At 67.2% G+C, this 12,617-nt stretch carries 14 protein-coding genes and 1 tRNA gene; 6 read left to right on the top strand and 9 right to left on the bottom strand.

The features are described 5' to 3' along the window. Positions 1–85: 85 nt before the first annotated feature. Positions 86–697, bottom strand: a complete 612-nt coding sequence (locus WC597_RS00995) for a response regulator (RefSeq protein WP_372691349.1) — start codon at positions 695–697, stop codon at positions 86–88. Between the two features lie 165 nt (positions 698–862). On the opposite strand from WC597_RS00995, the gene WC597_RS01000 reads away from it, so the two are divergent. From WC597_RS01000 to WC597_RS01015, 4 genes are all read left to right on the top strand, one after another. After that, positions 863–2,218, top strand: coding sequence for a DcaP family trimeric outer membrane transporter (locus WC597_RS01000; RefSeq protein ID WP_372691350.1), 1,356 nt, complete (start codon positions 863–865; stop codon positions 2,216–2,218). Between the two features lie 12 nt (positions 2,219–2,230). Next, positions 2,231–4,180: an acetate--CoA ligase gene (gene acs, locus WC597_RS01005; protein WP_372691351.1), complete on the top strand. Its 1,950-nt coding sequence runs from the start codon at positions 2,231–2,233 to the stop codon at positions 4,178–4,180. 83 nt (positions 4,181–4,263) lie between these two features. Next, positions 4,264–5,259, top strand: a complete 996-nt coding sequence (locus WC597_RS01010) for a bile acid:sodium symporter family protein (RefSeq protein WP_372691352.1) — start codon at positions 4,264–4,266, stop codon at positions 5,257–5,259. 129 nt (positions 5,260–5,388) lie between these two features. Further along, positions 5,389–5,462 (top strand) — tRNA-Gly (locus WC597_RS01015). A gap of 47 nt (positions 5,463–5,509) precedes the next feature. Here WC597_RS01015 and WC597_RS01020 read toward each other — a convergent pair. The 5 genes from WC597_RS01020 to WC597_RS01040 all read right to left on the bottom strand — a co-directional run bounded on the left by WC597_RS01020 (position 5,510) and on the right by WC597_RS01040 (position 9,138). After that, complete coding sequence (locus WC597_RS01020; RefSeq protein WP_372691353.1) at positions 5,510–6,475, bottom strand: TraB/GumN family protein; 966 nt, start codon at positions 6,473–6,475, stop codon at positions 5,510–5,512. A 44-nt stretch (positions 6,476–6,519) separates the two neighbouring features. Beyond that, the gene (locus WC597_RS01025) at positions 6,520–7,170 is read right to left on the bottom strand and encodes a hypothetical protein (protein ID WP_372691354.1); all 651 of its coding nucleotides are present in this window, start codon (positions 7,168–7,170) and stop codon (positions 6,520–6,522) included. Further along, complete coding sequence (locus WC597_RS01030) at positions 7,167–7,373, bottom strand: helix-turn-helix transcriptional regulator (protein WP_039244055.1); 207 nt, start codon at positions 7,371–7,373, stop codon at positions 7,167–7,169. Before WC597_RS01030 ends, WC597_RS01025 begins: the two co-directional genes overlap by 4 nt. A 3-nt stretch (positions 7,374–7,376) precedes the next feature. Continuing rightward, positions 7,377–7,820: a hypothetical protein gene (locus tag WC597_RS01035; RefSeq protein WP_372691355.1), complete on the bottom strand. Its 444-nt coding sequence runs from the start codon at positions 7,818–7,820 to the stop codon at positions 7,377–7,379. A 100-nt stretch (positions 7,821–7,920) separates the two neighbouring features. Then, positions 7,921–9,138, bottom strand: coding sequence for a DNA recombination protein RmuC (locus WC597_RS01040; protein WP_372691356.1), 1,218 nt, complete (start codon positions 9,136–9,138; stop codon positions 7,921–7,923). 113 nt (positions 9,139–9,251) lie between these two features. Here WC597_RS01040 and WC597_RS01045 point away from each other — a divergent pair, with 113 nt between their 5' ends. Continuing rightward, the gene (locus WC597_RS01045; protein WP_372691357.1) at positions 9,252–9,608 is read left to right on the top strand and encodes a hypothetical protein; all 357 of its coding nucleotides are present in this window, start codon (positions 9,252–9,254) and stop codon (positions 9,606–9,608) included. A gap of 6 nt (positions 9,609–9,614) precedes the next feature. On the opposite strand, the gene recR is transcribed toward WC597_RS01045, so the two are convergent. The 3 genes from recR to WC597_RS01060 form a co-directional block, all read right to left on the bottom strand. Continuing rightward, the gene (gene recR, locus WC597_RS01050) at positions 9,615–10,217 is read right to left on the bottom strand and encodes a recombination mediator RecR (protein ID WP_372691358.1); all 603 of its coding nucleotides are present in this window, start codon (positions 10,215–10,217) and stop codon (positions 9,615–9,617) included. Beyond that, complete coding sequence (locus WC597_RS01055) at positions 10,217–10,546, bottom strand: YbaB/EbfC family nucleoid-associated protein (protein WP_372691359.1); 330 nt, start codon at positions 10,544–10,546, stop codon at positions 10,217–10,219. The genes recR and WC597_RS01055 overlap by 1 nt, the downstream gene beginning before the upstream one ends. Before the next feature lie 131 nt (positions 10,547–10,677). Next, positions 10,678–11,400, bottom strand: coding sequence for a cytochrome c family protein (locus WC597_RS01060; protein ID WP_372691360.1), 723 nt, complete (start codon positions 11,398–11,400; stop codon positions 10,678–10,680). Between the two features lie 142 nt (positions 11,401–11,542). Here WC597_RS01060 and WC597_RS01065 point away from each other — a divergent pair, with 142 nt between their 5' ends. Then, positions 11,543–12,265, top strand: a complete 723-nt coding sequence (locus WC597_RS01065; RefSeq protein ID WP_372691361.1) for a 3-deoxy-manno-octulosonate cytidylyltransferase — start codon at positions 11,543–11,545, stop codon at positions 12,263–12,265. Positions 12,266–12,617 lie beyond the last annotated feature (352 nt).

A 12,617-nucleotide genomic window follows, 5' to 3' on the forward strand; every position in this document is an offset into this window, starting at 1 on the left:
CGGTCCCGTCGTGTTCGCTGTGACCTCGTCGTGACCGTTGTGATGAACGCCTTCCAGGAACGCATCAACTCAGGCGCCGATTGCCTTAAGCGGGGTCCAGCGACTTGGCCAGGATCACCGCCTGGGTCCGGTTGTGGACGCCCAGCTTGCGGAACACGCTGGTCAGGTGCGCCTTGATGGTGGCTTCGGACACGCCGAGATCAAAGGCGATCTGCTTGTTCAACCGCCCGGCCTTCAGCCCTTCCAGTATCCGCAGTTGCGACGGCGTCAAGCTGGCGACGCGACCGGCGGTATCGTCCTCGTCCGCCTCGGGCACATCGGGCGCCCAGCTATCGCCGGCCAGGATGGCGGCGATGGCTTCGACCATCTGGGGCAGGGACGAGGATTTGGGAATGAAGCCGGCGGCGCCCAGGCCCAGGGCGTGGCGCACCACGGGCGCGTCCCCGCTGGCCGACACCACGGCGACCGGCACGGTTGGCTGTTCGGCCCGCACGGCGGCGAGCCCGGCCATGCCCTCGCTGTCCGACAGCTTCAGGTCCAGCAGCAGCAGATCGACCGGTCCGGCGACCATCGCCGCCTTGGCCTCGGCCAAGCTGGCGCATTCCACCACTTCCGCCCCCGGCGCCGCCTTGTCGACGGCCGAGCGCAGGGCGGCGCGGAACAGGGGATGGTCGTCGGCGACGACGATGCGATCCATGGGCGTCCTTCCGTGCGCAGCGTCTGATCGGCCGCGTCGTCGCCATCATGGCGCGGTTCGACTTTGGTCGAAATTAGACCAATGGCCAATGGTGTCACACCTATGAAGGCGGAAAGGTTTTGTCAGGGACGCACGCGTTAGACGGGCGAGGGAGGAATTTTCACCATGATCAAGACCAGCCTTATGGCCGGCGCCGCCGCAGCCGCGCTTCTCGTCACGCCGGGCGCCGCCCTGGCCCAGAGCAGCCAGTCGGCGCTGGAGGCCCGCATCGCCCAGCTTGAAAGCGAGCTGAACGCCCTGAAGTCCGAGGTCGTCGCCTCGCGCACCCAGCAGGCGGCGCAACAACAGGACATCATCCGCCTGGAGACCCGCCCGGCCACGCCCGCGCCGGTGCAGCAGGCCGCCGCCCCGGCCGCGCCCAGCGACGGCTTCCGCATCGGCAACCAGACGGTCAAATACGGCGGCTTCATCAAGGTCGACGCCTACGCCTCGAACTACTCCGGCGGCGACCCGGTCAACGGCGACGCCCTGCGTGAGTTCCACATTCCCGGCTCCATCCCCATCGGCGGCGCCGACGAAGATACGGCGACCGATTTCAATGCCCGCCAGACGCGGTTCTGGTTGACGACCGACGGCATAGTCGGCGGTCACAAGATCGGCACCCGGCTGGAGATGGACTTCCAGACCCTGCCCGGCGTCGCGGACCAACGGACGACCAGCCCAGCCGACCTGGCCCTGCGTCGCGCCTTCATCACCATCGACAACTGGCTGATCGGCCAGGAGTGGACCAACTTCCAGAACACCGCCGTCCTGCCTGAATCCGCCGACTTCATCGGCGCGGCGGAAGGCACCGTCTTCGCCCGTCAGGTCCAGGTCCGCTATACGCGCGGCCCCTTCTCGGTCTCGGTCGAGAACCCCGAGACGACCGTGACCCCGTTCGGCGGCGGCGCACGCATCATCGCCGACGACAACAGCCTGCCGGACTTCACCGCCCGCTATGCGATGTCCCGGCCGTGGGGCGACTTCCAGTTCGCCGGCCTGCTGCGCCAGTTGAAATACCAGAACCCGGCGACCAACATCGACACCACCGCGACCGGCTGGGGTGTGTCCGCCTCGACCAAGATCAAGGTCGGGTCCAAGGACGACATCCGCCTGATGCTGACCGGCGGCGAGGGCATCGGCCGCTATGTCGGTCTGAACTTCTCCAACGACGCCGTGCTGGACGCCTCTGGCGAGCTGGACGCGATCGGCGTGGTCGCGGGCTTCGCCGCCTACCGCCACGTCTGGGCGCCGGGCTGGCGATCCAGCCTGATCTGGTCGGCGCAGAAGGTGGACAACGACACCAGCTTCACCGGCCTGACGGTCAACCGTTCGGCGCAAAGCGTGCATGCGAATTTGATCTGGTCGCCGGTTACGGCGTTCGATGTAGGGGCCGAGCTGATGTTCGCAGACCGCGAGATCGAGACCGGCGCCAGCGGCGACATGACGCGTCTGATCCTGTTCGCCAAATACGGATTCTGATTTCCGCCGGAGATGTCTCGCGTGCCTGATCCCGACCTCTATCCCGTCCCTGCCGACTGGGCCGACAAGGCCCATATGAACCGGGAGGCCTATGAGGCGGCGCGGATTGCGGCGCGCGAGACGCCCGACGTCTTCTGGGCCGAACAGGCCAAACGCCTCGACTGGATCACGGCCCCGACCAAGATCAAGGACGTCTCCTTCAAGAAGGACGACTTCCGCATCCGTTGGTTCGAGGACGGGGTTCTGAACGTCTCGGCGAACTGCATCGACCGCCACCTGCCCCACCGCAAGGACGAGACGGCGATCATCTGGGAAGGCGACGATCCCGCCGACAGCCGCCACATCACCTTCGGCGAACTGCACGCCGAGGTGTGCCGCATGGCCAATGTGCTGAAGGCGCACGGGGCCAAGAAGGGCGACCGGATCACCCTGTATCTGCCCATGATCCCCGAGGCCGCCTACGCCATGCTGGCCTGCGCGCGCATCGGCGCCGTCCACTCGGTGGTGTTCGGCGGCTTCTCGCCCGACAGCCTGTCCGGCCGGATCGAGGATTGCGGTTCCAACCTGGTCATCACCGCCGACGAGGGTCTGCGCGGCGGCAAGCACGTGCCGCTGAAGGCCAATGTCGACGAGGCCCTGAAGAAGGTGAAGGTCGACACCGTCCTGGTCATCCGCCGCACCGACTGCGACGTGCCGATGATCGAGGGCCGCGACTTCGACTATGGGCTGGAAGCCGCCAAGGCCGGCGCCGACTGCCCGCCCGAGCCGATGAACGCCGAGGATCCGCTTTTCATCCTCTACACCTCCGGCTCGACCGGAAAGCCAAAGGGCGTGCTGCACACCACGGGCGGCTATCTGTTCTGGGCCGCCTGGACGCACGAGATCGTCTTCGACTATCGCCCCGGCGAGGTCTTCTGGTGCACCGCCGACGTGGGTTGGGTCACGGGCCACTCCTATATGGTCTATGGCCCGCTCGCGAATGCGGCGACGACCCTGATGTTCGAGGGGGTGCCCAACTATCCCGACGCCGGCCGGTTCTGGCAGGTGGTGGACAAGCACAAGGTCGAGATCTTCTACACCGCCCCCACGGCCCTGCGCGCGCTGATGCGCGAAGGTGACGCGCCGGTGAAGGCGTCGTCTCGCGCCTCGCTGCGCCTGCTCGGCACGGTGGGTGAGCCGATCAATCCCGAGGCCTGGCGCTGGTATCACGAGGTGGTCGGCGACGGCCGCTGCCCCATCGTGGACACCTGGTGGCAGACCGAAACGGGCGGCCATCTGATCACCCCCCTGCCCGGCGCCACCGACTTGAAACCCGGATCGGCGACCCTGCCCCTGCCCGGCGTCGAGCTTGAGATCGTGGACGCCGAGGGCCAGCCGCTGGAGGGCGCGGCGTCCGGCAACCTGTGCATCACCGACAGCTGGCCGGGCCAGATGCGCACCGTCTATGGCGACGACCAGCGCTTCTTCGACACCTATTTCTCGACCTATCCGGGCCGCTATTTCACCGGCGACGGCTGCCGTCGCGACGAGGACGGCTATTACTGGATCACCGGCCGGGTGGACGACGTGATCAACGTGTCCGGCCACCGGATGGGCACGGCCGAGGTCGAGAGCGCCCTGGTGCTGCACGACGTCGTCGCCGAGGCGGCGGTCGTCGGCTATCCCCACGACATCAAGGGCCAGGGCATCTACGCCTATGTCACCCTGAACAAGGGGGTCGAGGCGACCGAGGACCTGCGCAAGGCCCTGGTCGCCCACGTCCGCCACGAGATCGGTCCCATCGCGGCGCCCGACGTGATCCAGTGGGCGCCGGGCCTGCCCAAGACCCGCTCGGGCAAGATCATGCGGCGCATCCTGCGCAAGATCGCCGAGAACGAGATCGGGTCGCTGGGCGACACCTCGACCCTGGCCGATCCAGCGGTGGTGGACGATCTGGTCAAGAATCGCGCCGGAGCGGAATAGACAGGGCGCAATAGGGGCGCGGGGTTCAATGCGGGGGCGGACGCGCCTATCTGTGCGTCAGCCTGCCGCAGCCTGAGCCGTCCATGCCCCGTTTCCTGTCCCGCCTGCCCATCGACGGCTATCTGCTGGCCCTGATCGGGATGGTGATCCTGGCGGCGCTGCTGCCCGCCAGCGGACAGGCCGCCGTGGTCATGGATTGGGTGGTCAAGGCCGCCATCGCCCTTCTGTTCTTCCTGTACGGCGCGCGGATGTCGCCGGCGGCCATCGGCGCGGGCCTGCTGCACTGGCGGCTCCAGGGCACGGTCTTCCTGTCGACCTTCCTGCTGTTTCCTGTGCTGGGGCTGGGTCTGGTCCTCCTGATGCGGGGATCGCTTCAACCCGATCTGCTGACGGGGATGCTCTACCTGTGCCTGCTGCCGTCCACGGTGCAGTCGTCCATCGCCTTCACCTCCATCGCCGGCGGCAATGTCGCGGGCGCCCTGACCAGCGCCAGCCTGTCGAACCTGCTGGGGGTGATCGTGACGCCGCTGCTGGTCGCCCTGATGATCGGTGGAGCGGGCGGCGGCATCCACCTGCAATCCATCCTCGACATCGGCCTGCAGATTCTGGTCCCGTTCGCCGTGGGTCAGCTGTGCCGTCCGCTGCTAAAGGACTGGCTGGGTCGTCACGCCAGGCTGACGGGCCTGGTGGACCGGGGGTCCATCCTGCTGATCGTCTACGCCGCCTTCAGCGAGGGCGTCGTCGCCGGCGTCTGGTCCCAGGTCGCGCCGACGGATCTGGTCAAGGTCATCGGCCTGAACATCGTGCTGCTGGCCATTGTCCTGGGCCTGACCCTGATGGCGGGGCGGCTGCTCAAGTTCGACAAGCCCGACCGGATCGTCATCCTGTTCTGCGGCTCCAAGAAGAGCATGGCCACGGGCATCCCCATGGCCGGCATCCTGTTCGCCGGTCACGCGGTCCCGCTGATCGTCCTGCCGATCATGCTGTTCCACCAGATCCAGCTGTTCGCCTGCACCATCATCGCCCAGCGCTATGCGCGAGAGAATGCAGCACGCGCCTTGAGCCCCGTCTTGCCTTGAGACCCAGTCTTGCCTTGAGACCCAGTCTTGCCTTGAGACCCAGTCTTGCCTTGAGACCCAGTCTTGCCTTGAGACCCAGTCTTGCCTTGAGACATGGCGCCCCTTGAGATAGACCGCCCTCAGGCCATCGCGGGCATGATGTAGTGGTAGCCTGGCAGCTTCCCATGCTGCTCGTGCGGGTTCGATTCCCGCTGCCCGCTCCAGCCTGTTGGTGAAGGCGCGACGATGCCGCCGCGCCTCCTTCCCGTTCTCAGTTCGCTGCTTCGACCGTCACGCCGCGCTTTTGCAGGATGGCCTGGACGCTGTCTTCGCCGGTCACGTGTCCGGCGCCCACGGCGATGAAGGCGGTGCCCGAGCCTTCGAGCATCGTCTGGATCTGATTGGCCCAGTCGGTGTTCCGGTCGACCAGCAGCGCCTGATAAAGGGCCGGCGAGGCCGCCTTCATCTCCTCGACCATGACGCGGTCCAGGGTGGCGACGTCGCCCTTGGCCCAGGCCTCGACCATGGTGTCCAGCATGGTGACGGCGTTCTCGTAATCCTTCAGCGTCTCGCGCAGGAAGGCCATCTGCACGTCGTCGGTCAGGTTGGCCAGGATGCCGATCTGCTTGTCGATGGTCTCGAAGGCGTGGATCGGCTTGCCCGCCGCCTCGGCGCGCGCCTTCAGAACCAGTTCGACGCCGGACTTGGGATCATAGCCGGCCTTGACCAGCGGGGCGACCGACAGGCTGAGCGCCGCCAGCCACGGCTTCATCGGCTGAAGCTGGGCGGCGGACGCGCCCATGGCCTGGGCGGCGGCCTCCAGTTCGACGTTCTCCTCAGGCGTCAGGCGGCTGGACAGAGGCGTTTGAGGCGACAGACCGTGCTGCTGGATCAGCGGCATGACGGCGGCCTGATCGTCGGGATTGCTGATCTCGAACCAGATGTCCGAGGCGCTGTCGAAGGCGGCCTCGACACGGGGGCTGGCCCAGCCGGTCGTGGGGCGCAGCACGTGGACCGAGCCGAACAGATACAGGGTCGAATCCGCATCCTTGATCACCCACAGGGCGGGGCCTTGACCCTGGATGGGCGCAGGTGCGGGCGAAGCGGTGGCGGTCTGGGCCAGGGCGTCGGCCGGGACGCCTGCGATGGCGACGAACAGGGCCAGGCCGCCGGCGACGCCGAGGGCGCCGCGCGCGAGGCTGGAAACCGAGGATCGGAGGCGGTCAGCGAGGGTCATGAGATCACTCTTGTCTTTGGAAAAGAGGTTGGAAAATAAAGAAGTCAGGCCAGGCCGCGACGGGCGCTGATCCAGATGGAGACGCCGAGATACAGCGTCATCAGCACGGCGTAGATGTCCCAGGCTGTGATCGCCGGGGCGGCGCCCAGACGCTCGGCGGCGGCCCACATGAAAAGGACCAGTTGACCGGCGAAGAAGGTGACGGCGGCGGCCTCCATCACGGCGCGACGCAGCAGTTCGTCAGCTTGGCGATAGACGCGCACGTTCATCACCGTGTGCAGCACCACCAGCAGGCCGATGGCGCCGAGGCCGAGCCCGGGGCTGACGCCCGTCAGGCTGAATGCGATCGGCAGGGTCAGGATGACGCCGGAGAAACCCATGACCGCCGCCTGGAACCGGGCCAGGGCGGTTTCCTCGGGCGAGGCGGCGCCTTCCAGATTGTACATCCGGCCCAGCCGTTTGGCGTCCAGGCTGACAAAGAGGGCCAACAGTGCGCCAAGGACCAGGGCGGCGCCGACCAGCATGGCCAGCATGTCCGACCAGCGTATGGCCTTGTCCATCAGGCCGAACCCGCCCGGCGCGACCTTGGCCAGCCAGCCGCCGACGCCGTATCCGACCACCCCGAACAGGGCGCCGAAGGCAAAGGCTCGGACCCAGCGGGGCCACGAGGCGGGGGAGAGTGAGGGAGACTTCATTTCGTCGGCTCCTGATCGTCCGAAAAGATGGATTCGATGGGCTGGCCGAAGACGCGCGCGATCTTGAAGGCCAGCGGCAGGGATGGGTCGTAGCGTCCGGTCTCCAGCGCGTTCACGGTCTGGCGCGACACGCCCAGGTGTTCGGCCAACTGGGCCTGGCTCCAGTCGCGCTCTGCGCGCAGGACCTTGAGACGATTGTTCATGGTTCAACCCCGCATCCGCGCCAGCCACCACCAGGCCCAGGCCAGGGTGTAGCCGCCCAGTTGGAACAGCAGGATGCTCATCATTCCGCCGACGATCATGTCGCCGGGGTTCGCGTCCGCCGGTAGAAAACGGGCCAGATCGACATCGCGTGTGGTCAGGGTCAGGATGGCGGCAAGACCGACGACCATCCCGGCGCTGCCGCCCCAGTACCAGGCCCATTTGTGCGCTTCGCGGGCAGCCTCGTCGAGGCGACGCCACCACCAGATGGAGACCGCCAATGTGGCGGCCATGACGGCGACCAGAAACACGCCCGATCCGATCAGCCCGCCGACGCCTGGCAAGTCAGACAGAAAGGCCGAGCCGATGCCGCCCAGCAGACCCAGCACGAACAGCAGGGCGATCATGCCGGCAAGGCCGCCAACGCCGAGCGGCTTGAAGGTTTTCATCTGAAGGGCCTCGCCGGGTTGCTGAATGCTTAGACAAGTGTCTTTTACATCAGCGATTGGCGATGTCAAATACCCTTTCCACCCATTTCGGTGGAGCGGTTCATTCCGACGGCTGTGAAGCAATCAGTTCTGGCCGGTTGAGGACACGGGGGGCGGTTTCGATCGGCGTTAGGTCCGGCAGGGCCTTGCCCTCGTGGTCCACCTGCAGGTCTTCAAAGCGGCGGGCCGAGACCATGACCTGGCTTTCCAGCGAGCCGACGAACTGATTGTATTTGCCAACCGCCTGATCCAGGGCGCGGCCGACGGCCGAGGCGTGGCCGCCCATGACCGACAGCCGCTTGTAAAGCTCGCGCCCCAGGGCGGCGACCTTGTCGGCGTTGGCCGCCTGTTCTTCCGCCCGCCAGCCATAGGCGACAGCCTTGCACAGGGCGAACAGGGTCGAGGGGGTGACGATGACGACGCGCGACGCCATCGCCTGGGTCATCAGGTCCGGCTCGTGGTCCAGGGCCGTGACCAGGAAGGCGTCGCCGGGCACGAACAGGACGACGAAATCCGGGCTGGGCTTGAACTGGTCCTGATAGGCCTTGGACGACAGCTGGCGGACGTGGGTCTTCAGGCTGGCGGCGGTGCGCAAACCGACCGAGCGGGCGCGCGCCTCCTCGTCGCCGTCGCCCTCGTCGAAGGCCAGGGGCACCTTGGCGTCGATCACGAACATGCCACCGCCTGGCAGGCGGACGATGAAGTCGGGTCGGTTCTGGCGACCTTCGTCGTCGGCGCTGGACGTCTGTTCGGTGAAGTCGAACCGGCCGGCCATGCCGGCGGCCTCAAGCACATTGCGGCAGGTCTGCTCGCCCCAACGCCCGCGCCGCCCGGTGTTGCCGCGCAGGGCCTCGGTCAGTTTGCGCGCCTCGTCCCGCGTCGCCGAGGACGCCGCCATCAGCTGTGTCAACTGTTCGCGCAGGCCCCCGGTCTCTTCGGAACGGGTCTTCTCCAGCGCGGCTACATGTTCCTGGAACCTGGTCAGGGTGTCGGCGACAGGCTTCAGTTGGGCCGCCATCCGCTCGCGCGCCAGCTGGTCCTGAGCGCGGAAGGTCTCGGTCGCGCGACTGACCATCTGATCCGCCACCACCTGGGCCGACTGGGCCGCCTGGGCCTTGAGCAGTTCGCCCATGGTGACGCGGCTTTCCTCGACCAGGTCGATGCGCGCCTCGGCGGCCGCCAGCGCGCCTTGCGTCCTCTGCCAGCCCATGAAGGCCCACAGGAAACCGCCCGCAAAGGCGGCGGCGAGAACGGCGAGGATGGGCACTAGCATGTTCATGCTCCGTTCCTAGCGGGAGTCGCCTTGCTTGAGAAGCGCCAGGGCATGGTCAGGAACGCGGCGGTTCCGATGACGTTGGTTTGGCTGACGATATCCACCGAGGAGAGACGCCGATGATCCCGCAAGAGCCCGAACGCCACGACAAGGCCGCCGACGCCGTCCACGAAGGCCGTCCGGTCGATGCCGAACTGGTGCGCAGCGGACGCAAGGGTCCGCGCATCCTGGTGCTGCTGGTGGTCTCGACGCTGGCGGCGGCGGTCCTGCTGCTGGGGATTTGGATGGTTTCGAACGGGGGCTTCAACGCCCAGAACGACGAAACGGGCCCGACCGCAGCGGACACTCGGGATTTCCAGGGTGACGGTCAAACGCCGCCGGCGGCCGATGCGCCGACGGATGCGACCGGCCGAGCCGAGCCTGTTCCGGCCGGTGAAACGCCGAACGTCAACGCCCCGACGACGCCGTCGAACTGATCGCCGTCAGGCGGGGCGGCGGGCCTTCAGGGCCTGGACGATAGTGCCGTCGTCCAGCCAGTCCAGATCCCCGCCCACCGGCACGCCGCGCGCCAGGGATGTGACCTCGACGTCCGGGCCGGCGATCCGTTCGGCGACATAGTGGGCGGTGGTCTGGCCGTCCACGGTGGCGGGCAGGGCCAGCACGACCTCGCGCACGCCGCCGCCCCGCACTCGACCGACCAGTTCCGTGATGCGCAGATGCTCGGGGCCAACGCCGTCCAAGGCGGACAGCAGCCCCCCAAGCACATGGTATTTGCCCCGGAAAGCGCCGGATCGCTCCATCGCCCACAGGGCGCCGGCCTCCTCGACCACGCAGATCAGGCCGTTGTCGCGCGATCCATCCGAACAGATGGCGCAGGGGTCGCGGGTGTCGGGCGTGCCGCACACCGAACAGGACACGACCTTTTCCGCCGTTTCGGCCAGAGACGCCGCCAGCGGCACCAGCAGTTGCTCGCGTCGTTTAAGCAGGGCCAAGGCCGCGCGCCGGGCGGAGCGCGGACCCAGGCCCGGCAGTTTGGCGAGAAGGGAGATCAGCCGTTCGATCTCCGGCCCGGCGGAGGCGGCCATCAGAACAGTTTCGGCATTCCGGGAATGTTCATCCCGGCCATCGGCCCGGCGGCTTCGCGCATCAGGGCGTTGTTCTGTTCGTCCAGCTTGCGCTTGGCGTCGGCGTGGGCGGCGACGATCAGGTCGGCCAGAATTTCGCCCTCGCCCGGGGTCAGCAGGCTGTCGTCGATCCGGATCGCCGTGATCTCGCCCGGCCCCTTCAGGGACACGGACACCAAGCCGCCGCCCGAGGATCCCTCGGAAGCGGTTTCGGCCATCTTGGCCTGGGCGTCCTGCAGCTTTTGCTGCATCGCCTGAGCCTGCTGCATCAGTTGGGTCAGATCTTTCATGCCCCCTAGATAAGGCGAAGATCCTCCCGGCGACAGGGGGTCGGCGCCGCGTTCATCATGCCTGTCATCGGAAATGAAAAAGGGCGGCCCGTCGGGGCCGCCCTTTTGTCGTCCTGGCGTCGCCGTCGCGATCAGTGGTTGGCCGGGGCCGGGCTGGTCGCGGCGGGCGGAGCCGCCGGCGTGGCCTGGGCTGCAGCAGGCGCGCCCTCGGCCGGGGTCGTGCCGGTCGCCTCGGTCGCCGCAGCGCCTTCGGTGACGGGAGCCTCTGCTCCGGCGGCGGGTGCGGCCGCGCCGGGCTGGCGGGTCGGATCCGGCGCCGGGATGGCGAAGCCGCCCGAGCCCTGCGTGCGCAGCCAGGCGATCAGATTGATGCGTGTCTGCGCATCCCGGATGCCGGCGAAGGACATCTTGGTGCCGGGCACATATTTGGCAGGGGCGGTGATGAAGCTGTTGATCTGGTCATAGCCCCAGGTCGGCGCCTCGGCCTTGTGTTTGGTCATGGCGTCCGAATAGGCGAAGCCCGGACGGTGCATGACCGGACCGCCGACCACGCTCCACAGATTCGGACCGATCTTGTCGGCCCCGCCCTGGTTCGCATCATGGCAGGCCTGGCACCGCGCGAACGCGGCCTCGCCGGCGGCCAGGTCTGCGGTCGGCAGGACCGTGCCCCAGTCGGGCGCCAGTTCAGGCGCCTCGGCGCCGGCGGCCTCGTCCGGCGCATCGACGAAATAGCCCATCTTTTCCGGCGGTTCGGATTGATAGACGAGGCCCGAAGCCTCCTTGACGACCAGGATGACGAAGGCCGTCCCCAGAGCCGCGCCGAAAATCTTGTTCCACTTAAGATCGCCGCTCATGCGCCTGGTCGATTCCCTCTGCCGGCCGGGCCCCTCGAAAACACGCCCCGGACATAATCTTGCTTTGGCGTCTCTGGCACGGTAGCGCCGCCTTCGCAACCAGCCCGGCACGCGGCGGGCAAGACAGGCGTCAGGGAAGTCGATGAATCCGTTGATAATGATACCCGCTCGCATGGCGGCGACCCGCCTGCCGAACAAGCCGTTGGCCCTGATCGGCGACACGCCGATGATCGTGCGCGCCTATCGCCAGGCCGAGGCGTCGGGCCTGCCGGTCGTGGTCGCCGCTGGCGATCCCGAGATCGTCGAGGCGGTGGAAGCCGCAGGCGGCCGCGCCGTCCTGACCGACCCGGCCCTGCCGTCGGGCTCGGACCGCATTCGCGCTGCCGTGGACGCCATCGACCCCGAGGGCGATTTCGACGCCGTCATCAACGTTCAGGGCGACATGCCCTTCGCCAGCCCCGGTCTGGCGGTCGCCTGCGCCGCGATTCTGCATGGCGAGCCGACCTGCGACATCGCCACCCTGGTCGCGGCCGAGGCCGAGGCGTCGGACCGGACCAATCCCGACGTGGTCAAGGCGGTGCTGGCGTTGGGTGAGAACGAGCGCCAGGGCCGCGCCCTCTATTTCACCCGCTCGACCCTTTATGGCGATGCGCCCATCTGGCGGCACATCGGCGTCTACGGCTATCGCCGCGAGGCCCTGAACCGCTTCTGCGCTGCGCCGCAATCGCCGCTGGAAAGGCGGGAGAAGCTGGAGCAGTTGCGCGCCTTGGAGATGGGGATGCAGATCTGGGCCGCCGTCATCGACGAAGCGCCCCTGTCGGTCGACAATCCGTCAGACCTGGAGGCGGCGCGGCGGTTGGCGTGAGTGCGGATGTTGGACTCTGAAAAAAACAGTCCAACGAGTCCAACTTCGACTTTCTATCATTGTTTTTGCTGAAGAATTATTTCCTCCCGACTTGGACAGTCCAAGTCGCCGACCTTTTCCGAACATGACGATGTCAAAGACCCGGCGGCGATTATAAACCGGGTCGGAACCCTGTATGGCAAACGGTCGATGCGAGGCTGCAAGCCGTTGAAACGGCGTGGGTTCGCTTTCTAGAATAGGATGGAAGACTAACATTCTCCCTCCCCGCTACGGGGAGGGTGGCCGAGCGCAGCGAGGTCGGGTGGGGGCGGCCAGGCGACGTCCCACTGATCGGTCCTGCATCAGGCAAGCG

The organism is Brevundimonas sp. (assembly GCF_041648115.1).
Taxonomy (GTDB): domain Bacteria; phylum Pseudomonadota; class Alphaproteobacteria; order Caulobacterales; family Caulobacteraceae; genus Brevundimonas.

Coding starts and splice junctions, on each gene's coding strand:
- WC597_RS00995 (WP_372691349.1), bottom strand. CDS start 697: ATGGATCGCATCGTCGTCGCCGACGACCATCCCCTGTTCCGCGCCGCC.
- WC597_RS01000 (WP_372691350.1), top strand. CDS start 863: ATGATCAAGACCAGCCTTATGGCCGGCGCCGCCGCAGCCGCGCTTCTC.
- acs (WP_372691351.1), top strand. CDS start 2,231: ATGTCTCGCGTGCCTGATCCCGACCTCTATCCCGTCCCTGCCGACTGG.
- WC597_RS01010 (WP_372691352.1), top strand. CDS start 4,264: ATGCCCCGTTTCCTGTCCCGCCTGCCCATCGACGGCTATCTGCTGGCC.
- WC597_RS01020 (WP_372691353.1), bottom strand. CDS start 6,475: ATGACCCTCGCTGACCGCCTCCGATCCTCGGTTTCCAGCCTCGCGCGC.
- WC597_RS01025 (WP_372691354.1), bottom strand. CDS start 7,170: ATGAAGTCTCCCTCACTCTCCCCCGCCTCGTGGCCCCGCTGGGTCCGA.
- WC597_RS01030 (WP_039244055.1), bottom strand. CDS start 7,373: ATGAACAATCGTCTCAAGGTCCTGCGCGCAGAGCGCGACTGGAGCCAG.
- WC597_RS01035 (WP_372691355.1), bottom strand. CDS start 7,820: ATGAAAACCTTCAAGCCGCTCGGCGTTGGCGGCCTTGCCGGCATGATC.
- WC597_RS01040 (WP_372691356.1), bottom strand. CDS start 9,138: ATGAACATGCTAGTGCCCATCCTCGCCGTTCTCGCCGCCGCCTTTGCG.
- WC597_RS01045 (WP_372691357.1), top strand. CDS start 9,252: ATGATCCCGCAAGAGCCCGAACGCCACGACAAGGCCGCCGACGCCGTC.
- recR (WP_372691358.1), bottom strand. CDS start 10,217: ATGGCCGCCTCCGCCGGGCCGGAGATCGAACGGCTGATCTCCCTTCTC.
- WC597_RS01055 (WP_372691359.1), bottom strand. CDS start 10,546: ATGAAAGATCTGACCCAACTGATGCAGCAGGCTCAGGCGATGCAGCAA.
- WC597_RS01060 (WP_372691360.1), bottom strand. CDS start 11,400: ATGAGCGGCGATCTTAAGTGGAACAAGATTTTCGGCGCGGCTCTGGGG.
- WC597_RS01065 (WP_372691361.1), top strand. CDS start 11,543: ATGAATCCGTTGATAATGATACCCGCTCGCATGGCGGCGACCCGCCTG.